Origin of the sequence: Glaciecola sp. HTCC2999 (genome assembly GCF_000155775.1) — a bacterium.
Lineage (GTDB): Bacteria > Pseudomonadota > Gammaproteobacteria > Enterobacterales > Alteromonadaceae > Opacimonas.
Genome location: NZ_DS989810.1, coordinates 493,055 through 514,297, shown reverse-complemented (window position 1 = coordinate 514,297; position 21,243 = coordinate 493,055). Strand labels below are relative to the sequence as shown.

Annotated in this window: 19 protein-coding genes, 1 tRNA gene and 2 pseudogenes; 14 read left to right on the top strand and 8 right to left on the bottom strand. The window is 38.4% G+C overall.

The window, feature by feature from the left end:
• Positions 1 to 8 precede the first annotated feature (8 nt).
• The 11 genes and pseudogenes from G2999_RS02230 (at position 9) to G2999_RS02185 (ending at position 12,703) form a co-directional block, all read left to right on the top strand.
• Positions 9 to 2,873, top strand: a complete 2,865-nt coding sequence (locus G2999_RS02230; protein WP_010178277.1) for a family 78 glycoside hydrolase catalytic domain — start codon at positions 9 to 11, stop codon at positions 2,871 to 2,873.
• 242 nt (positions 2,874 to 3,115) lie between these two features.
• Positions 3,116 to 4,597: a sulfatase gene (locus G2999_RS02225; protein WP_010178275.1), complete on the top strand. Its 1,482-nt coding sequence runs from the start codon at positions 3,116 to 3,118 to the stop codon at positions 4,595 to 4,597.
• Between the two features lie 48 nt (positions 4,598 to 4,645).
• Positions 4,646 to 4,780, top strand: a complete 135-nt coding sequence (locus G2999_RS13750; protein WP_010178273.1) for a hypothetical protein — start codon at positions 4,646 to 4,648, stop codon at positions 4,778 to 4,780.
• A gap of 504 nt (positions 4,781 to 5,284) precedes the next feature.
• A pseudogene (locus tag G2999_RS13665) lies at positions 5,285 to 5,437 on the top strand (Arm DNA-binding domain-containing protein); the annotation flags it as partial.
• Positions 5,438 to 5,638: 201 nt separating this feature from the next.
• A complete protein-coding gene (locus G2999_RS02210) occupies positions 5,639 to 6,409 on the top strand; it encodes a site-specific integrase (protein WP_232222415.1) in 771 nt (256 codons plus the stop codon).
• A 49-nt stretch (positions 6,410 to 6,458) separates the two neighbouring features.
• Positions 6,459 to 7,982 (top strand): hypothetical protein, encoded by a 1,524-nt coding sequence (locus G2999_RS02205; RefSeq protein WP_010178269.1) that lies wholly within the window; start codon positions 6,459 to 6,461, stop codon positions 7,980 to 7,982.
• A gap of 328 nt (positions 7,983 to 8,310) precedes the next feature.
• Positions 8,311 to 9,309: a hypothetical protein gene (locus G2999_RS02200; protein ID WP_010178267.1), complete on the top strand. Its 999-nt coding sequence runs from the start codon at positions 8,311 to 8,313 to the stop codon at positions 9,307 to 9,309.
• A 325-nt stretch (positions 9,310 to 9,634) separates the two neighbouring features.
• Positions 9,635 to 9,898, top strand: coding sequence for a hypothetical protein (locus G2999_RS02195; RefSeq protein ID WP_156780188.1), 264 nt, complete (start codon positions 9,635 to 9,637; stop codon positions 9,896 to 9,898).
• Between the two features lie 580 nt (positions 9,899 to 10,478).
• A tRNA-Ser gene (locus G2999_RS12860) sits at positions 10,479 to 10,579 on the top strand.
• A gap of 533 nt (positions 10,580 to 11,112) precedes the next feature.
• Positions 11,113 to 11,853: a hypothetical protein gene (locus G2999_RS02190; RefSeq protein ID WP_010178263.1), complete on the top strand. Its 741-nt coding sequence runs from the start codon at positions 11,113 to 11,115 to the stop codon at positions 11,851 to 11,853.
• Positions 11,854 to 11,872: 19 nt separating this feature from the next.
• Entirely contained in the window at positions 11,873 to 12,703 is an 831-nt protein-coding gene (locus G2999_RS02185; RefSeq protein WP_010178260.1) for a hypothetical protein, read from the top strand.
• Positions 12,704 to 13,078: 375 nt separating this feature from the next.
• On the opposite strand, the gene G2999_RS02175 is transcribed toward G2999_RS02185, so the two are convergent.
• Positions 13,079 to 13,321 (bottom strand): hypothetical protein, encoded by a 243-nt coding sequence (locus tag G2999_RS02175; RefSeq protein WP_010178257.1) that lies wholly within the window; start codon positions 13,319 to 13,321, stop codon positions 13,079 to 13,081.
• A 125-nt stretch (positions 13,322 to 13,446) separates the two neighbouring features.
• Here G2999_RS02175 and G2999_RS02165 point away from each other — a divergent pair.
• Positions 13,447 to 14,612, top strand: a protein-coding gene (locus G2999_RS02165) for an IS3-like element ISApr1 family transposase (RefSeq protein ID WP_076611658.1) whose coding sequence is annotated in 2 segments (ribosomal slippage) — positions 13,447 to 13,693 and positions 13,693 to 14,612 — 1,167 coding nt in all. Because the reading frame shifts where the segments join, the coding sequence is not laid out codon by codon here.
• On the opposite strand, the gene G2999_RS02160 is transcribed toward G2999_RS02165, so the two are convergent.
• From G2999_RS02160 to G2999_RS02145, 3 genes are all read right to left on the bottom strand, one after another.
• The gene (locus tag G2999_RS02160; RefSeq protein WP_010178256.1) at positions 14,609 to 15,268 is read right to left on the bottom strand and encodes a hypothetical protein; all 660 of its coding nucleotides are present in this window, start codon (positions 15,266 to 15,268) and stop codon (positions 14,609 to 14,611) included. The genes G2999_RS02165 and G2999_RS02160 overlap by 4 nt on opposite strands.
• A 365-nt stretch (positions 15,269 to 15,633) precedes the next feature.
• Entirely contained in the window at positions 15,634 to 16,038 is a 405-nt protein-coding gene (locus G2999_RS02150) for a hypothetical protein (protein ID WP_010178254.1), read from the bottom strand.
• Positions 16,039 to 16,601: 563 nt separating this feature from the next.
• Positions 16,602 to 17,336 (bottom strand): hypothetical protein, encoded by a 735-nt coding sequence (locus tag G2999_RS02145; protein ID WP_010178252.1) that lies wholly within the window; start codon positions 17,334 to 17,336, stop codon positions 16,602 to 16,604.
• Positions 17,337 to 17,621: 285 nt separating this feature from the next.
• On the opposite strand from G2999_RS02145, the gene G2999_RS11625 reads away from it, so the two are divergent.
• Positions 17,622 to 18,017 (top strand): ADP-ribosylglycohydrolase family protein, encoded by a 396-nt coding sequence (locus G2999_RS11625; protein ID WP_010178250.1) that lies wholly within the window; start codon positions 17,622 to 17,624, stop codon positions 18,015 to 18,017.
• Here G2999_RS11625 and G2999_RS13810 read toward each other — a convergent pair.
• From G2999_RS13810 to G2999_RS02125, 4 genes and pseudogenes are all read right to left on the bottom strand, one after another.
• Positions 17,917 to 18,264 (bottom strand): annotated as a pseudogene (locus G2999_RS13810) (macro domain-containing protein). The gene G2999_RS11625 and the pseudogene G2999_RS13810 overlap by 101 nt on opposite strands.
• A gap of 65 nt (positions 18,265 to 18,329) precedes the next feature.
• Positions 18,330 to 18,725, bottom strand: coding sequence for a hypothetical protein (locus G2999_RS02135; RefSeq protein WP_010178249.1), 396 nt, complete (start codon positions 18,723 to 18,725; stop codon positions 18,330 to 18,332).
• 16 nt (positions 18,726 to 18,741) lie between these two features.
• Positions 18,742 to 19,941 carry a hypothetical protein gene (locus tag G2999_RS02130; protein WP_010178248.1) on the bottom strand — a complete coding sequence of 400 codons (1,200 nt, stop codon included), beginning with the start codon at positions 19,939 to 19,941 and terminating at the stop codon, positions 18,742 to 18,744.
• Positions 19,942 to 20,133: 192 nt separating this feature from the next.
• A complete protein-coding gene (locus tag G2999_RS02125; RefSeq protein WP_010178247.1) occupies positions 20,134 to 20,634 on the bottom strand; it encodes a DUF1456 family protein in 501 nt (166 codons plus the stop codon).
• A 205-nt stretch (positions 20,635 to 20,839) separates the two neighbouring features.
• Here G2999_RS02125 and G2999_RS02120 point away from each other — a divergent pair, with 205 nt between their 5' ends.
• A complete protein-coding gene (locus G2999_RS02120; RefSeq protein WP_010178246.1) occupies positions 20,840 to 21,217 on the top strand; it encodes a glutathione S-transferase N-terminal domain-containing protein in 378 nt (125 codons plus the stop codon).
• Positions 21,218 to 21,243 lie beyond the last annotated feature (26 nt).

Here is a 21,243-nt window from a genome sequence, read left to right as displayed (position 1 = left end):
GTTTAAATATGTTCTCTTTCCAAACAGTAAACTGTTTAAAAAAATTAAAAACAATCCCTATTGGGCTATTGTTAGTTACTAGCTCATTAATGGGCTGTGTTCAAAAAAATGAGCCAAATAGCATAATAAATTCACCAACGAACTTATTAACTGAAGGTAAAAACAAACCACTAAATGTCCATAACCAAACAGCACGACTGTCATGGCATGCGAATACTAAGCAACAAGCTTTTTATCAAATTCAGGTTGCTAGTAGCGCAGAAGCTTTAAGCCAAAACAATCCTGATTTATGGGATAGCGGTAAAGTTCAAGGTAAACAATCACTCAATATTGCTTACCAAGGTAAACCTTTAACAAGTAACGATAGTGCTTTTTGGCGTGTACGTGTTTGGCAAGTTGATAACACTAAACCTAGTGCATGGAGTGCCGCCGCTTATTGGCAAATGGGCTTACTAAACAAAACCGATTGGCAAGCCAAGTGGCTTCAAGTTGCCACTCCAACAATTACGGAAATAACCCCTGAAGTTAATCAATGGATAAGCTTAGTGGGCACGGTTGAAAAGGAAGAAGGCGGTTTTAAAACACCAGCAATTGCCCCCTTAAAAATGATGCCGACAGCCAGCTTATTTCGCCATGAGTTTGCTATTGATAAACAAATCACTTCAGCAAGATTACACAGCACAGCCGGTGGTTATTATGAGCTGTTTATCAATGGTAAAAAAGTGAAAGACCGTATCATGGACCCTGGGCAAACTGATTTTGATAAACGCATTTTATACAACACCGATGAAGTTTCAGCGTTATTAAAAAGTGGTAAAAATGCCATTGGGGTTCACTTAGGGAGCGGTTGGTATGATGAGAATATTGCCTTTAGTCGTTGGGAAAATCCTGATGCGAAAAAATCAAGCAAACCAAAACGGTCGTATTCTTTTGGCCAACCAACCTTTATTGCTCAGCTAGAAATTAGTTATAGCGATGGCAGTAAGCAAATTATTGCATCTGATGAAAATTGGTTAAGCGCGCCATCACCAACCGTGAAAGAAGGTATATTTTCTGGTGAGCTTTATGATGCATCAAAACACATTCCTAACTGGCATAGCGTTACTAACGGGCATAACACTGATAACCAGAAAAGCTTTGATGATTGGCAAGCGGCTAAATTATTAGCAAATTGGCCTACCAAGCAATTAGTGCCACAATTGTTGCCACCAATTCGCCCAATAAAAGCGATGAAACCGGTAAAAATTATGCAACCAAAAGAAAATGTTTGGGTATTTGATTTTGGCCAAAATTTTACCGGTATTCCAACCTTACATTTAAACGAATTAAACCTAGCACCGGGCCAAGGGGTATTTTTAAAGTTTGCTGAGTGGCAAGATGAAAAAGGTAACATTAGCCAGTTAAGTGGCGGCGGCTGGGCAACACAGTTAAATGCCGTTGACGGCTATATTGCTTCAAACAACCAACAAGCATCTTGGACACCAAGTTTTACTTGGCATGGCTTTAGGTATGTCGAAATTACGGGTTTAACAGAGCAACCGCCGTTATCAGCGTTAAGTGCACAATTAGTTCGCAGCGATGTTAAACGTATCGGACAATTCAAAAGTTCAGATGCTTTAGTTAATCGTATTCATCACACTGCATTATGGAGCTATGAAAGTAACTTAATGAGTGTGCCATTAGATTGCCCGATCCGCGAAAAAGCCGGCTGGACTGGTGATGCCCATGCTGCGCTGATCACTGGTAATTACAATTTCAATATGAACAATTTTTGGCCAAAATATTTAGGCGATTTTCAAACAGCTGAAAACATTGCACCAACTGTAGTACCGGGTAAACGTACCGGTGGTGGTAAAGTTGATTGGGCTGTAGCCGAAGTATTTATTGCTTGGGAGCATTATCGTCATCACGGCGACATACAACTGCTAGCAAACCAATATCAAAGTTTAGTGAAATACATGGATTTTGGTCAAAGCCAAATGTCGGACTTTTTAATCAAGAACGGCTTTGGTGATTGGTGTGATCCTGTCCCTTCACCTGGAACTCCACGAGTGGGCGGCCGTGGTGTACCACAATGGACAATACCTGCGATCACCAGTACCGCTTTATTTACGCAAGCGGCAAACTATATGAGTAAAATTTCAGAAGTACTCGGTAATACAGCTGCACAAGCGCAATATCAAACCTTATATCAAAATTTAAGCCATGGCTTTCACCAAGCATTTTATAACCCAGAAACCGGCCATTACGGCAGTCAAACAGCCGATAGTATGGCATTGCAATTTGGTATTACACCGGTTGAATTACGCCAAAGTGTTGCTGATGCATTAAATAAAGATGTTGTCGAAAAATGGCGAGGTCACTCTTCTGTAGGTGCCCTTGGCCAAAGCTATTTGTATTTATCATTAAGTGATTATGGCTATACCGACACCGCATTTAATATTTTTAAAGCAAAAGGTTATCCGGGCTTTTCTTATTTATTTGATGAACTTAATGGCACAACCTTATGGGAGCGTAAAGGCGCATTTGATCCCAGCAAAGGCCGCGGCCCAGTTCGTTCTTTAAATCACCCATTTCATGGCGGTTATGACGGCTGGTTTTATCAAGGATTAGGCGGTATTCGCCCGATGGAAAACAGTGTCGGTTTTCAAGAGTTTATCTTAAAACCTGTATTTCCTCGTGATTTAGATCATGCTGATGTTAGCTTCACCACAGGCTATGGCGAGATAAAAAGTTCATGGCAGCGCGTAGGAAATCAAATAAAGTGGGATATAAGTATTCCGCAAAATACCCAAGCCTTGGTAACATTGCCAAACAAAACACCAAGTTTACATCACGCTGGACAATATAGTTTTGTTATCACCGAGGATTAACGCTAATGCGCGCGAATACGCGTTAAAAAACGTGGCACTGACGGGTTAAAACGTACTGATTACATTAGCAATGGTTCAAAAAATTTCTTACGACTTTTTAATTAGTGACTGCTTAGCTATTAACTAAGTTATTAACTTAACTGGTCACTTAGCGATAAAACCCAGAAATAAAACACAGCTACCCAATAATTTTAAACGTCTAAAATTTGACAGGTAAAACCAACAACAAAAGAGTAACCTTAATGAAATTAAACACTTTATTAGTAACCTGCACTTTAACTTTAACGGCAGCTTTGACGGCTGCTTGTGGCGGTAAGCCAACGCCAGTGAATACAGCCGTGATAGCAGATACTACCAAACCCAATATCATTATGATTGTTATCGACGATTTAGGTTGGTCTGATGTCGGTTACAACCAAACAACCGACTATTTTGAAACGCCTAATATTGATGCACTCGCACAACAAGGTTTAGTTTTTGATCAAGCCTACGCAGGCGCAGCTAACTGTGCACCAAGCCGTGCGGTACTAATGTCGGGTCAATATGGGCCTCGACATGGCGTTTATACTGTATCGCCGTCAGACCGAGGTCATGCAAAAACACGTAAACTGATCCCGATAAAAAATAAGCGCGGCCTTACTACGGACATTATCACCATAGGGGAATCCCTGAAGACCGCAGGTTATACGACAGGAACGTTTGGCAAATGGCATTTAGGCGCAGATCCAGATAAGCAAGGTTTTGATGTTAATGTTGCCGGTAGTCACCAAGGCATGACCTTTCATTACTTTAGCCCTTACCAATTACCGAACATTGAAGACGGCCCGAAAGGTGAATATTTAACCGAGCGTTTAACCACAGAGGTGATCGACTGGGTGAAATCAAGCAAAGACCAACCGTTTTTTGCGTATGTACCTTACTACACTGTACATACCCCTTATCAAGCGGTGGTTGATAAAGTAAATAAGTACCATGAAAAAGGCATTAAAAGTAAGCGAGAAGCCACCTATGCGGCCATGGTTGAACATATGGATGACAATGTCGGTCGAATTTTTGACATGTTAGATTCAGAAGGTTTAGCCGAGAATACTGTGGTTATTTTCACCTCTGACAACGGTGGTTACCGCATGTCGTCATTCCCAACACCACTTCGTGGCGGTAAAGGCTCTTATTATGACGGTGGTTTACGTGTGCCATTAATTGTTCGTTGGCCAGAAAAAGTTAAACCAGGCCTTGACCATACCCCTGTTATAAATGCTGATTTCTACCCAACCTTAGTTAATTTAACGAAATCAAAACAACCAAACCAAGTGCTCGATGGTGTTGATTTAACTGCGCACTTATTAGGTCAGCAAGACATTGCCGAGCGTGATTTATTCTGGCATTTTCCAGTATATTTACAGGCACACCATGCACCAACCGACCAAGGGCAAGACCCATTATTTAGAACTCGCCCAGGTAGTGCCATTAGAAGTGGCGACTGGAAATTGCTCCAATACTTTGAAAACAATGAGTTTGAATTATATAACCTAGCCAATGACTTAGCTGAAAAGAATAACCTTGCCAGTGTGCATCCAAGCAGGGTCAAAGAATTAAAAACGAAACTGCAAGCATGGCAACAACAAATTGGCGCAGATATTCCAACTAAGCTTAACCCTGAATATGATGCCAAGGTGAATCAACAACTTATTCGCAAGCAACTTTTAAAAGCGAAACCTCACTAACATTTGTCTTTCAAACAAACAGTTACAAGCATAAATAAAGGAGCTCTCGTGAACAAACTATTGAAGTGGGCTAAAGCAGGTATTATTAGCCTATTAGTGGCAACAACTATTAACGTCTTAGATTTACATATAGTTGCATACAGTCTTACCGCACTTCGTTTGCTTGATACCGATTTCACATAATTACAAATTATGCTCACCCGCCATCTTAGTATTGGTTGCTGTGATAAGAACTAGTAGGTGAGTGCTGTGCATAATAACAGTTTACACATTTGCCTCTACATATGTAGGGGAGTGCCTACAAGTTATCAGCAAGAAGGAGTAACTTGGGCAAGCATAGCTCTTCTACTTTGTAACAAATATCATCTCTATGAGTAGATTGTGTTATATTTAACCTAAGCACAGAGTTATTAGAAACATAACAAAGTAGTTGGCAGAGCCCGGTTTAATGCACCTGACTTGAAATCAGACGTACGGTCATACGTACCAGAGGTTCGAATCCTCTACTCTCCGCCATTACATGAAAAGCTAGACTATAATAGTCTGGCTTTTTTCGTTTTAAAGCACTGTGTTTACTGGCTTTCAGGGATTTTACTAATACCCCCTGCAAAATCAGTTCTTGTAAATTCTACTGTTTAGTATGAGTAGAATTTGAGTAGATAATCTGTCACTTACAGAGAAGAACACATGTTAACGAATACTAAAATCCATCGTCTTAAAACACCCACCAAATTAGAACGTCATCTAGATTCCGATGGCTTGTATTTAGAAGTAACTAAATCAGGCTCTAAAAACTGGCGATACCGCTATAAAAATCACACAGGTTCTTGGACAATGAAGGCACTAGGCTCTTATCCCAAGATATCCCTTGAGAAGGCCAGAGCGCTTCTTGATGATCTAGAAGTGGTTGCAGAGTACAAGTGCATATCCTTTAAGGAAACAGCCTCTGAGTGGCTTGTATACAAAGGTTACACAAGTTATAAGAATAAGCATCTAGTTCATCGCAGGATTGAAAATTACCTGTTACCAAAACTAGGAAATATGACCATTGCTAATATCAAACCCAAAGATATCTTGCCAATACTAAAACAAATTGAAGCTAAGGGACATTTAGAGCTAGCTAGACGCGTACAAAACATCCTGAGTCAGATATTTAAATACGGTGTACAAAATCTTTACTGTGAAACCAATCCAGCACAGCCACTACAGGGCTGTACCAAACAACCTAGCGTTCGTCATATGCCTGCTATCGTTGAACAAAGTGAATTTGCTAGATTGTTGGCTACCATAGACAGTGCATCGAATCTCATGCCATCAGTGAAGCTGTGCTTGCAACTAGCACCACATGTATTTCTGCGAAGTCAGTCTATCAGGATGGCTAAACCTGAGCACATCGACTTTGACCGTAAACTATGGGTCATACCCAAAGATAAGATGGGTAGGGAACATTGGATACCGTTAACAGAGCCTGTTATTGAAATGCTACAAACTGCCATAGCTCAGACTAACGGTGAGTACTTGTTCAACGGTATCAAACCGAATAGTCCACTGAGTGAAAACACCCTAAACCATGCGTTACGGTCACTTGGTGTGGATAAGCAGACTCATGTATTTCATGGGTTCAGGTCAAGTTTCTCCACGTTAGCTAGGGAGCATTGTAGGCTTCCAGGCGATCTGATTGAACTTCAGCTTGGGCATATTGAAGGTAATCAGGTTAAGGCTGCATATGACCGTTCACAAAGGCTGGAGGAGCGCAGGGAGCTGATGGATAAGTGGTCTAAATATCTTGCTGAACTTGCACATTTGTCGTAGCTTTAGTCATTATGGCATACAACAATACTGAACCTAGGTCCTATTTGTTATGAACACTACCATCGAAAAAGTATTGCGAGTACTAAAACATCAAGGCATAGCACAAGATACGTCGGATACTGAATTAGCAAAATTAACTGGGCTATCACGTCAAACTATCACCAAAAATAAGCAGGCTATTGCACAATATTTGTTAACAGCTGCAGCACCAAATGAGGCGGATATAGCTTATGTACGTAATAGAACGGTTGATGTATATGTAAATATTGCTTTGACATCAGGAGCCAGCTCACAGCATTTCTTGCAGGTGATGGGTGCGGTGGCAGGGTATGTGTTGCGATATCACAGTGACTTGATAAATCACCTAAAAACACCTAAGAGTATTGTCAGGGTTGGGCGGGAATATATTAAGCTAATCACACAAGTGGCATCTAGAAAAGGCAGTAATGGTACGCCGGTACATAGTCAAAGTGGTGCAGCTAAATACCTTTTGACGGAGATAAACAACAGTACATTGGTATCGACTTTATTTACCCGGTCGAATAGCTATAGAACAGATGCTTATTCGAAATATTGGAAATTAACACCTGCTGCAGAGCAACTTAATAACGAAATAGTGGAAGCAACCATTAAGGTGGTGGATAAATATAATAAGGCTAAAGATGGGTTGTCATATTCCCCGCTACATATAGGAGATTCATTGTGTAGTGGGAAAAGTGTCAACCTAGGTCAGGTCAATTACCAACACGCACAAGACTACTTCAGTATTAAGGTGTCTGACCTAAAAGCATTGTCCGTGCGTTCATTTATACAAGTCATGAGTATCGCACATCCATCACCCCCTGACTGTATTACCGTACCACTAGCTAATCTATCGCGTGTTGACCCAGAGAAAGGGCGTACCTACAACATCTTTTCTAGGTTAAAGAGCGATGAACGTAAAGCGCTAGGTTATAACAACTACGATATCAGTGGTGGTCTACAAATAATTTGTTTCAACATCCTGACGCATTTCCCATTGTATCACTACCAAAGTTTTGATGATTTACATGCAGCATACCCCTTAATATTTTCATATGGTGTTAACCCTAAGGCTAAAAAGACCCTTCGAGAGCAAATTGCTGAAGTTCTAGGTAAAAGTATAGATGAGGTTAAAGCGTTGCTAACAGCCTATTCTAATGGTAGTCAGAAGAAGGTTGGTCAAAGTGAACAGCTCAAAGCGTTCTTTAAAGAATCCGACCAACTAAGGCGTGAAGTGGTGGCTACCATTGGAGCACATCAACCTGAACTGCTAGAGTCAGCCATTGAACAGTCCAAGCACAGCTTTCCAGAAGATATGGATTGGCAAAGTATCGAAAAAGAAGCCACAGGGCAAGAATCTAGGGACAAAGCTAGTGTATTCTTCTTTATATGGACGTACTTTGAAAAGCAAATTCGGGATGCAATGCTATCTGTTGTAGATGATGGTATACCCGTACATGATGCCATCTACAGCAAGCAGGTGGTTGATTATAAAACCTTCGAGAAAACGGTTTTAGACACAACAGGTTTTGACGTTAAAATTGATGGGTAGGTAACTTTGCCTATTACTTACATCAAAGAGAAGCGGCTTATTTGCGTAAAATATGATGGGTTGATTGCTTATTTTTACTTGGTGATAAGCCGCTAGATATGTTGTTGTGGCAATAGTTCATTGTATGAATGTAATCGTTTACATCAAATATCTCAGTTTAAAAATTGTACCATTTGATATGTAAGTCTAAGAATATTTCTTTTATAGTGTAATCACCATAATTGTTATATTGTAGTAATGTTTTTGGTATTTATTTTACTATTTTTTATATCTAGGCCAAGTACTAAAATTTTTTTAATTATTTTTGCTAATAGTAGTAAGGTTACATATGTATTCTGATGAAGATCTCAACTTAGCAGTTAAAAATGGTATTTTTACTGATTTATCAGTAGAACAGTTTCGTCATTTGTTAACCACAGAACGTAATTCACCCATCGTAGACGAAGAAAATTTTAAACTTATCGGTGGTTTCAACGACATTTTCGTCGTTATTGCTTGTTTGTTACTATTATTTTCATCGCATTGGGTGGTGGAATTTATAACTAAAAGTACAAGTATTGGTTTTCTAGTGTTTAGTTTTCTTGCATGGGGCTTGTCGGAGATTTTTGTTAAGCAACGAAAAATGGCATTACCCGCTATCGTTTTATTAATCGCATTTATTGGCGGTGTTTTTTGGTTTGTGCATGAACTAGTTACTTTATCTTATGAATTAATGACGGCAATTGCTGCGGGCGCATCGTTCTTTGCCGCAGGTATCCATTGGTGGCGCTTTAAAGTACCTATTACAATTGCTGTGGCTGCTATTGCATTGATTGGATTGTTTGTATCTTTACTGCTTAGTGTGTTTCCACCTGCACAAACGTGGTTAATGCTGATTTTATTTATGTGCGGATTAATTACTTTTACCTTTGCAATGTATTGGGATTCAAAGGATACGAAAAGAATATCACATCATTCAGATGTGGCATTCTGGTTACATTTATTATCTGCACCATTAATTATTCATCCTGTATTTTCAAGTTTAGGTATTCTTAAGGGAACGGAGAGCCTGTTGGGGCTAACACTGGTAATGTGCCTTTACTTAATGATGAGTGGCATATCGATAGCCATTGACCGACGTGCGTTTATGGTATCGTCATTGGTTTATGTGATATTTGCAATTTCATCTATGATCGAAAATTTCGGTGGTGTAGGCTATAGCTTTGCTATAACAGGTGTGCTCATGGGGGCGTCGTTATTGATATTATCTGCTTTTTGGCAGCCGTGGAGGCGACGTTTGGTCAGTCAATTGCCATTGGTTGTGCGAGATAATTTGCCGGTTGTGTAGTTTCAGCTTTGCGTCTTTAGGTAAGACCTACAATAGAAGTGAGCTACAACACACGTTTTATTCTAGGTGAATTTTTTCAAAATAAGTAATGAAAGTGATCACTTTTCCTAAAATGTATTAGCGAAATGTTACGGGAACCTCTAGTTCTCCATGTGAAATAAGACCTTACTTCTAGCGGAAAAAGCTGAACAAAAAATAACTAAAATACCACCTACCTACCGATATAATAATGAATAAGCAGGGAGCCTGGTTTTAGAATGTGAGGGTATTAGGGTCAAATATCAGCACGTTGATATCAGGCAGTAGCGGGATAGACCAAATCTATGTGCCCGCAGTCTCAGTAGTGGATGCATCGAACTTGAAATCAGGTCAAGATGAAATCTATCTAGAGGGTGGACTGGCGGATTACAGTCTGACACTGGATAACTCAGGTAATATTACCCTCACTCGAAACGTGATTGTGAATGATGAGAATGTGACAGAGCAGGTGACGGTAGCTAGTGGTGGCAATGTAGCGACCAATGACTTGGTGATATTTGCAGACCAGCAATTACAAACGCAAGCGTTGAAGGAGCAATACCTGAACTGATTCCACACTTAAACCACCACAAAACAACATGAGCTGTTACTTTTACTTCATTGGTAAAGGTAGCAGCGACCATCCTAGCTCACTACAACACACACCATATCCGCCTTACAAAAAACACATTGAATTTTGTTTAAAGCAAATACTTACTAATGCGTACATCACTAGTTCATACACCCCCCTGTATGGATCACGTTTGGCTTATGTTTAAACTAGGCGGCAAGTACACCAATAACTCGTTAAAACGTCATACAACAACGTACAGATCGTTACAGCTACCGCGCTACGCTTGCTGGATACCTAGATCGTATAATTACAAATTATACTCAGCGGCATCTACATGAAAGCCAAGTCTGTTGGTAATAGATGTTTTTTGAGCTAGTGGGGTAGGTAGGCACTGTAAATTGGTTTACATATTTCCTGCTACATATGAGTAACGGTACCTAACTAGGACGGCCAATACTAGCGGGAGAGGGTGGTTAGTTGGCATTGGATTTTGTAACTATTCTGTCTGGGATGAGTAGATTTATGAGTATAATGTGGTATTGTACATTCAAGCACAGTGTCTTATGACGATACGTGCGGAGAGCATGAGCCTAGTTATTATAAAGGCTGAAGGCGCACGCCTGGAAAGTGTGTTTAGGGTTAAACCTAACGAGGGTTCGAATCCCTCTCTCTCCGCCAAATTTAGTCTGAACAAGCTCTACAGACCTTGATATACAACGTATTATCTAGTGTTGCAGATGTTCGGTTCACTGTCAAAGGTACATAAATGCCTACTGTTTTGTCTACTCAGATAAGCCATGCGCACACTCAAACTAAACAGACTTCGCAGCCTAATTAGCCACACCACTTCCAACTGATAACAATCAAATGTATGTGTAGACTAAGTAGGCTGCCAGAGCCTCTGTACAGGTCTGTGTAGCCTTGAAACTCCATTAATAAACGTAATTAGTTGGTGATTTTCTTGGGGCTGAAAAACCTCTGTAGGGGGCGGGAGGGGTATTTATTGGCTGTTTAGGCTGTGTAGCTTGTTAGACTTGCAATAGGTGGAATACAGATAATGGGTTTCCAAAAAGTATTTAATCAGAAGTCTAAATTATGAATGAAAAATACTTGACTAATTAAAAATGATCTTTAAGAAAATTCATATCGTAAACATTATGTTATTAAATATAAGTTTAAATTTTATGGCTTATCTCAGATGCCCTGAATGTATGTTCACAAATACTGTTAAGAAACAGGAAGCCTCTGCGCACGTATGTTGCGAGTGCGGCTTTGATGTTGGTAAATATTATTATTCTGAAAAAAGCCAAAAAGAAGCAGATAAGTTTATTATTGAAGAAAATTTAAGAATTAAAAAACTAAAAGCAAAAATTTATAGGGAAAATCGTAAAAAAGAACAAAATACATATGATAATAATATACCTGATGAAATTGATTATACAACTGCAAATACATTTGATTGGGATTCGTTTTTTTTAAATTCAAATTTAGCTTTAGTTATAATTATGTGGGCTTTGATTGTTGGCATTGCCAGTAAATTTTTATTCATAGAACAAACACAACTTGCAGTTATCTCAATATCTAATTTCACCCAAAATTTTATCTACTCCCCTATTTTAAAATCACTCTTTGATTCTACAATTAGTATTGACCCTGGATTTTTTCATGACCTTAGATTATTCCTAATTACAACTTCTAGAGGTGCATTCACTTTAACACTTTCACTAGTAGTGTTATTAATATATCTCTTGTCTATTTTCGCATACTTAAAGTCTAGCAATACATTTGCAGATAGAAAAATGATTTACCCAACTTTGCCCATTTTAATTTTTACGTTTTCTGTAACCTTTGCATCTCCAAATACAGTAATCGACGAATTTGGGCAGATATGGATACACTTTATATATTTAATTTGGATTGGTATATATAAGTTAACAAATAAATTAGTTTAAAATATTTAAGGACTACAAAATGAATAAATTGTTTTTAACCATAATTCCCTTATTACTTTTAACTGGCTGCTTGTCAATTAATGAACAAGTTGGAGAAACTTTTTTTACTGATATATGGGCAAGAAAAGCCGATGATGCCTACGTTTATGTAGGATATGATGAAAAAACAGACTCTGATATTTTTAAAGTCAGAGATGGCAGGGAAACTATGATTAATCATAAAGCATTACTAGTCACACCTTCAGAAGGTACTTATAAAGATAGAAGATTAATTAAACAAATTCTTAATGAGGAATCATTTAATTTGTTGATGAAACAAAGAAGAGAGTTAGCCCAAGCAAGAATATTACAAGAACAAAAACTAGAGGAACAGAGAAAGCAGCAACAAATTCAACAGAAAAAGAAAAAAGCTGCTGAGCAAGAACGCCAACGCCAAATTAGACTTGCTGAGCAAGAACGCCAACGTCAAATTAGACTTGCTAATCAGAAACGTGCAGAAGAAGAGCGTCGCGAAAAAATTCTTAAAATGCAGCCAGTTATATGTGACGAAATGGTTACAGCTTTAAACGAAAATGAAGTTCGAGCTATTCGTCTATATCCTCTCAATAAAGAGTACAGAGTTGCAGGCATTGCAACAGATATAAATGTGACTTTTGGAGATGCAGTGGTACACTTAAAGAGCGATGTAGATTTTTTTAATGGTTGTTTTGCGGACATAACCTCATTTGATGAGGCGGAAACAATTAATAAAGGCGATAGCATAGATTTATTTTGTTCTTCCTGGAGAGAAACTGCTGGCAGTGTAGGATTTAAGAAATGCCGACTTTTCTCACAAATGTTTAAAAATTGATTTGAGTTTACAAATTATTGAAGGCATTTACTCGCTTGCTTTGATAAGTGACTCTTATACAGGTAGCTAATATTGGTTGTAATTATGTTTTGGACTCTTTACATTTTAGTTAGTGTAGCAGGAACAGCAGAGCAAACCTTTATAGGTGTTGAATCATTTGAGAGTAGAGTTAATTGCGAAAGTAGAATTGATTCTAAAGTGATATTTATGGACGACAATTACAAGTTTGAGTTGAAATGCTTGAGAACTGACGAATCTGTTAATAATGACAGCTAACTTAACATCTTAAGCCAGCCGATTTAAAAAACAAGGCTCAGAGGTTACTTCCCTTAATGAGAAGACTGTAAAGCCGACAAAACAATTTAATAACAGGGGTTAATTACAATTGTAAACCCCTGCTTTATAGCCTTCAAAGGATGCTAGATATTTTTCCATTATTGTTTGTGGTTTATTTAAAATACTATCTTTTAATTCATTAGCGTTAACAACCATGTTTTCAGGGTAACTCGTTAACGTTATCATTTCTTCTTCTGACATATTGAAATGTTCAGCATTCTTTATATATTCCTCTGTGGTATCAATGCTAAAACCCAGTACTTCATTACATGCCTTAGTCATTGCCTATTGTAATAATGACTTATCTTTTAGCCTCACTATAAAACTATCATGAATTGGAAGTGTGAGGTGGTAGATTTGATTCGGACACTCTAGATAAGAGATAATTCTCAAAACTGGAGTGCATTATGAATGCTAGAAAAAAATATTCAAAAGAATTTAAGTTAGACGCTATCAGCCTAGTGGTTGATCAGAAGTTCAGTCGAGCTGAAGCGGCAAGAAGCTTGGAGATTAATCCAAATCTGATTACCCGTTGGATGAAAGAACACGAACAAGATAATGATGGTCAGGCGTTTCGTGGTAATGGCAAGCTGACGCCAGAGCAAGAAGAAATTAGGCAACTGAGAGCAAAGGTTCGCCAGCTTGAAATGGACAAAAACATTTTAAAGGAAGCAACGGTCTTTTTTGCCAAAGAAATGAAGTAAAGTACCGCTTCATTGCCCAAAATAAGAAGACCTATCCCGTTGACAGAATGTGTCAATTGTTAGGGGTGAAGCGCAGCGGCTTTTACCGTTGGGCGAAGATAGAACAAGAAATAGACCCTACTCATGCTGATATGATCGAGTGGGTGAAAAAGATAGCTGTCGCTAGTGATAACACGTATGGCAGCCGCAGAATGAAGCATGCCCTGAATTGTTTAGGCTATCCAGTGAGTCGCCAAAAGGCGAAGAAGCTAATGCTTGAAGCCAAGGTGTGGGTTCGTTATCGCAAGAAATATAAGGTGACAACAGACAGTAACCATAACAAGCCGTTGTTTGATAATGTGCTCAATCGTGAGTTTACTGTGGATGCGCCTAACAAAGCGTATGTTTCTGATATTACTTACATATGGACGCGAGAAGGTTGGTTGTACTTAGCCATCGTGATTGATTTGTACTCGCGTAAAATCGTTGGTTGGAGCATGAGCTCAAGGATGAAAGCAAAGCTGGTAATTGACGCGCTGAGAATGGCAATATGGCAGCGAAAACCAGAGAAAGGATTAATTGTGCATACCGACCGTGGCTCGCAATATGCCAGTCACGAGTATCGTAAATTACTTAACGCTCATGGCCTAGTTGGCAGCATGAGCAGAAAAGGCGATTGTTGGGATAATGCCGTTGCTGAAAGTTTCTTCGGCAGCTTGAAAAACGAACGGGTTCATTGGCGAAACTACCAAACTCGATACGAAGCACAACAGGATATCTTGAATTACATCACGATGTTCTATAACAGCTATAGACTGCATTCATATCTGGGGTATCAAAGCCCAAATCAGTATGAGCAGGAAATGGTAAAACTACAAAAAGTTGCTTAACTGGGTTGTCCGAAATATGTTGACCACGTCAGTGTGATAGCATCGTCATTAATCATTGTTAACATAATGTGTTCAGCTATTGTGGAATCAATATAAGTAGCTCTTAGTCCATCCCTGGTTCTTAGTAAATCAGCTATTGGCTTGTGTATTACTTTGATTCTTTCTTCAAGCGCTTTCGTGTTCATTCCAAGCAAAGTAATTTGCTTAGGTGAGAGCTTGAACGTCCCATCAATGTCATTAATTAACGCATTAAATGCCTTCTTAATTTTTTTCCGTCTTGGGTCGCCTTTACCTTTCCAGGCTTTTAATTTTAGATCATAAGGGTCTTTACCTTCATATTTAGCACCCGCCATTGAATAAAGGATTCTTATACCGAAACCACTAAAGTCGACTTCATCAGGCTTTTTAGTATTAACCTTTAATAAATCATCATCGCTAACTGCAAGCGTAAAGCAATGACTAAGGAGCGCCTTATTAATCTTTCTTAGATTGCTTAGATGTAGTTCTTTAAGGGGGTAATCCGGCACTGGGACTGAATACTTTACTTTTTTGTTATTCTTGCCAAGCTTAACATCCCTCATTATCAGTAACTGGTCATCATCTTTAAGAGCCTGTTCAGCCCACAAGAAGCCAATCTCATCAAACTTATCTCTCAATATCTCAGTAGGCTTTATAAGGGTGAGTGATTTTCCTTTTTCTCCGAGCTGTTGAGTGACCTACTTGAGATTTAGGAGCGTGTTATATACATCAAGGTAAGTTCCATGAGGATAAGGCAGCTTTTCCGCTACTGGGTTCTTATACTTAAAGTGTTTTGGTGATAGATATGTAGTGACTGGATTATTCTTATCAGCCTGATGATGGTTTAAATACAAGGCGGAGATAAATTGCATGCATATCAAGTTTAGCTTGCTATCTCTTTCTTGTTTATTAACACCTTTTGTTCTCACTGGAACATAGCTAAAGAGCTGTCTAGCTATCGAGATAACTTTAGGATGTGGATAAGCTGGATACCAATCAATTCTCATTTAGTACAAAGATGTTCTTTTATTTTTCTTATGTTAATTGCAGAATCAAGACCCGCTTTTAATATTTGACCAAAACCAACCGTGAACAAGCCAATTAAGCAGAAGACTACCCCCGTCTGAAATGATTCAACAAAAATAGCTATAAAGCCACCAATGAAAATTAACCATCCAAAAATAACATTTATCCAAACAATACCATATGCCTGTGTATAGTTTTCAGTTTTATTGGGAGCGCTACTAACAGGTTTATCATGATACAAATCCGCTAAATCATCACTAACAAATATCAGTGTTTCATGCTCAGATTCTTTTGTTTGATGTTCACCATTTTTTATTTCTTTTAATACATCTGTGACTGTTAAGTCATTTTTCTTTGCGTATTCATTTATGCTAACGAACATATCTTTAATCCTTAAATAAAATTTTGTAACACGGTTAAGCCATTTATAGACATTTTTTTAAAAGTAACAACAAACATAAACCTTGTCTCTAAGACTTTTTCTTACAAATCCTATTACAAATCTATAAAGCCCCATTGAAAAACAGCCAATGAATACCCCTCCCGCCCCCTACAGAGGCTTTGGCAGCCTATTTAGTCTACACATACATTTGATTGTTATCAGTTGGAAGCGGTGTGGCTAATTAGGCTGTGAAGTCTGTTGAGTTTAAATGTGCGCATGGCTTATCTGAGTAGACAAAACAGTAGACATTTATGTGCCTTTGACAGTGAACCGAACATCTGCAACACTAGAGAAATCGTTGTATATCAATGTCTTTGACGCAGAGGATAGGCATATATAGGCTATTAAGTCACTCTCTCTCCGCCAAATTTAAAACTAACCCGTTGATTTTGTTGACGGGTTTTTTATTTTACCCACAAATAAATCCACGTTTAATTAAATTTTCGGAAAAGATCGGTTAGAGAATATTACTTATATGGGCCCTCAACTAAGCTGCCCTGAAGTTAATCATTGCCATTCGTAAAAGCGTACTCTGCATAAAGTGTATCCGCTAAATTTTCACATAACATTTCAGCTTGTTCACTAAAAGCATCTAAGCATTCGTAATCAATTTTATTTTGCAGGTTTTTGACAGTGCGCGTCATTGCGTTATTAGCTTTACTTTCGGCAAGCTTGTGATCAAGTACCGAAAATAACGTGAGTAATCGACCCATTTCGTTTTGATCTAATTCTAAATTGTTTTTCATGCGAGTCGTCCATTGACTTACCTGTTGTTCCATTTGGGGTACATAGCGTGGTGGTGTGTATTGTCCATAAAATAAATCCAAGGCGTGATGCCCTAATTCGTGCAAGATAATATCAGTAATAGCGTGATTTATCAGGTCTTGCTGGTAAGCATAAAGAGTTGTGTTATTACTATTGTAAGTGGTGAGAGGTTCTTTAAGTGTAAGTTTAACAAAGGCTGTCAAATGTCGTATAAATGCCATAGAAATATGTACTTCTCTCCGCTCATCAGCACTGGCAAAAGCTACACTATCTAGGCTTAACTCGTTTGAAAACACTAAGGTCGTTGCTGCAACAACATCGTATAGAGCTTGGTTTGAAGTTTCTCTGGCGTATTCCTGTAGGCGCGATTTGATGTGATAGGCAGAATTCAGTTGATATTCAAGGGTCGTCTCCATGGCTGTGTCAATGAGATTGGCTTTTGCGTGTTGTGAAAACGCAATAAGAGTAATCATTGTACTAACTATTAGAGAGCGTGTGATTGCCGATTTAGTTTTCATGGATTATAAGCTCTAGCGAAATATATATTATTTAAACGATGCTAGGCAGGTTTTGGTTTAGTTAGGCTATTGTATTACGTCTCACGATACTAGTGATGAGATTACAATCGAGTTTAGCTTATCGTTATGAATCTATATTTAATGTGACAACAAACCTATATTTATCTCTGATAACGCTCACTTAACCATCTGTTAATCGCATCTTTATCCTTGGGGTGAGCGACAGACTGACAAATCAGTATGCACCCTTGGGCCTGTTCTGTTGCTTTTATTGCTACCAGTTCGGATGAAGCGTTAAAGCTATCTGATAACTATACAGAAATCACTTACAATCATCCTGAAGGAATGAGTGCTGCTATGCCAGTTGTGGAGTCTATTTATTTGGCTAGGCAAGGATTGCCAGTGAAAGATATCAGGCAGGCTATAAGCAAAAACTACGAGCTAGATTTTACTATTGCCTCCATTAGACAGAAATATCAACGAACAGAAAGAGCCCTTCATTCAGTGCCTCAAGCAATAGTGGCAGCATTAGAGACTACGTCATTTGAAGATGCAATTCGTTTAGCTGTTTCCCTGGTAGGAGATACTGATACACATCGGCCGCAACATCTACAGGAAATCTATATACACCAGTAGAAACGGCGGGTATCGCAATTGAACTGAAGCCGTGTGCTAGCGCTGCGGTAATAATGTTTTGATGGGTTAATGCTAATAACTACGGTTCATCTTTAGAACCGTCTAGCCATCAAGGACCACAAGCATGTATTATTCCTTTTAAATTAGACAATTCAAACGCAGGGGTAACAATAGCATTGCCGATTTCCTGCTTCCCAATACTTTTGCATTTCTCTTCAAGTTTAAGGCCGGCGCATTTATGTATCACGCCACATAGACCGCTTCCTGCAAGAACAGATACATTTGCGGGGTTGATGATTGCATCTAAGTAATTTAATCTATTAATGAAAAATGCTTTGCTTTTACCGTTTCTTCCTCAACATGCACCCAATTTAACCCTAGATGCAAATCAACATTCATCTTTTGAATGAGAGATTGTATGTTGAAGTAGCTTGTTTGGGCTTCATTTGACACAACCGACACAGTAATGCGCATGCCGTTTTCAACATTCCCATCGGCATAACGTGTTTTTATTTCAGCCCCGTCTGCTGACCATACACCATCAACAGGCTCGCAACACGCACCAGCAAAATATGCGCCTAATTTAGGCCCAATATAAGCAAGTACTTCTTTGTAGTTAAATATTGAAGACGATATAAGCACGGTATAACGTACTCTGCTTTCAGAACTATCCGCTTCATGCTTACTATTGTACGTATTTAAAGACATCATTAAACCTTGTATGTTATTTGTAGTTTCTATAAAAATACCAAGTGAATACAACTATCATAAGCAGTGAAATACTGAGTAAGTTTTCTGTGGAAAAATAGGAAACGATATCGAGTAAACCGTGTGTTTTTACATGATCAGTAGACGCATTGAGTGAAATTAAATCAATCACTAAACCTACCAGCCCTAATGAGCCCAAAAAAGTCAGTAAAGTTTGAATGCCACGATTTTGCTTGCTCAGTTGTTGGCTAATAGAGCGATTTAAGCGTTCTTGGATTAATGAGGATAATTTATTTATTCGCTCTTGCTGTTCGTCAAATAACCAAGCCGCTTGAAATTGGCTGAGTAAACTACGCCGTATACCTTGCACTCCTGCAACTGATGCCGAAAATTGAATATTAATAAACTCTATATGATCATTGCGCTGTTGATGAATTGTTATTCCTTCATTTAACTGATTCACCATTGATTTGTTAAAGTAGGCAGAGTTAAATTCTCTTAAAGTTCGCTTTAATAAATCCTCTGTACGTGCCATTAAGGCTGATTGGAATTGCGACAAAATCATTACTCTATGAACATCTTGGATTGCTTCACTGTCTAGAATAAGCGAATTCCCTGAACCTAAAAGAAGCGAATCTGAACGTTCATCAATATTTTTCAGCCATGAAAAATAAGCCGTTTCTGCTATATCTGGATGTTTAACTAGTGTTCTGGCTACCCATAATGGTTTTGCGTTACATAGTGTGTCTTTTGTATCGTCAAAGAATTGATATTTTTGTGGTGCAATTAACTTACCCCCGCCTGGGTAATAATATAGCCGCTCGAGGATGGGGCTGATGAAGGTCTGTGATAACGTTTCAATACGCTGCGTAATGTTACTATCGTCTAAAGAATCCAGGTTTTCTTCTATCTTGAGCTCAATAAATAATATTGCTAAACAATTATCATAACAATAAACGGCACCATCAATAACGTCAGGTTCTGCCAGTAAATTAGCAGGTTTAATGACTGCTGCAGGTTGATAAAGTAGGGGTAAATTGTCACAGGTTAAATTGCCATATCCCATGGCCCAAGAGTTTTCAACTACACTTAGCGAGGTATCTTCACTTAACAATTCTTTGATTAATGGGAATCTTTCTTCTGAATTAATTAAGCATTCTGTTTGCCAATTTAGAGGGACACATATAGGTGAATAACTGAATATGCTAATTGCCATCACTTCTTTTCCTTATATAAGGTAGGCATTTTTTAAGATCAAGCACCTTTTAAGCTTGTGTAATATTTAATAGATATTATTTCTATTATATTAGCACCAAATTAATAGGTCGCTAGTTTTAGCAATGAATAATTTATACGTGTTTTTATACTGAATAATCCACAATCCTTACAGCGCAAATACATTAAGCTATTAATTAAACGTTTGGTGACTTTTCTTAGCGGCATCTGGGCGGTGGCGTTTGACCATCCCTTTTAGAAAATTACGTAATAATTGGTCACCACATTCTCGATAGCTACGGTGATCTGGTTTTCTAAATAGAGCGGTAAGCTCTCCCTTACTTACTGGAAAACCAATGCTTTCTAAAATGGTCAGCATATCGTCTTGTTGATAATTCATCGCAATTTTTATTTTTCGTAAAATGTCATTATTCGTTAAACGCTGTCCAGAAGTTAAATAAGGAGGTAAGGGCCCGTCTTGCTTACCACGATGTTTGATAATGAGAGCGTCTAGAAATATACATAAAATTTTGTCCCGACAAGGCATAAACCCATCTTCGTCATCGCGTTTCATCATGTTAGTTAGATAACTTTCATCTAGCTCATACTCCATCAGTTTACATAAGCTAATCGTGGCAGAATTATTAAGGCCAAGGGCGAAGCGTAATCGACGCAAGATATCATTTAAGAACATATGAGTGACTGTTTTAGGAAATAAGAAAATCAGTATATCCTACGTGCTTATTTGCGCAATTTTTTAAGTGTCATATGGCGTAAATTAAGCGTGAGTATCACAATGCATGTGAAAATGGTTAGAGTTTAGTACTGCGATATTAAATTATTGTCGAATAATCGGTATACTAGTATAAATTGTCACAAGCACTACAAAAGAAGTAATCATGGGTTTAATCATTTCCTTAATTCGTAATGGTATCGGCAGCATTTTAGTATTTTTTGACTTGATTACGCGGGGTAAAAAATTAAAACGGAGTCCTGAGGTTCAACAAAAAATAGAAGCTGATCTCGAAAATCTATGCTTATATCAATTTTTTGCTTGTCCGTTTTGTATTAAAACTCGCCGCAGAATGCATCAGTTAAATTTACCCATCAGCACATTAGGAGTGGCAAAAGGTTCACCTCATCGTGATGAATTGCTTAAAGGGGGCGGTAAAATACAAACACCTTGTTTACGCATCGAGAATGAGGGGCAAGTCGAATGGCTGTATGAATCATCAGCCATCATAACTTACCTAGAACAACGTTTCACAGACGTCTAGGTATGACATAATATCCCATTGAGCTT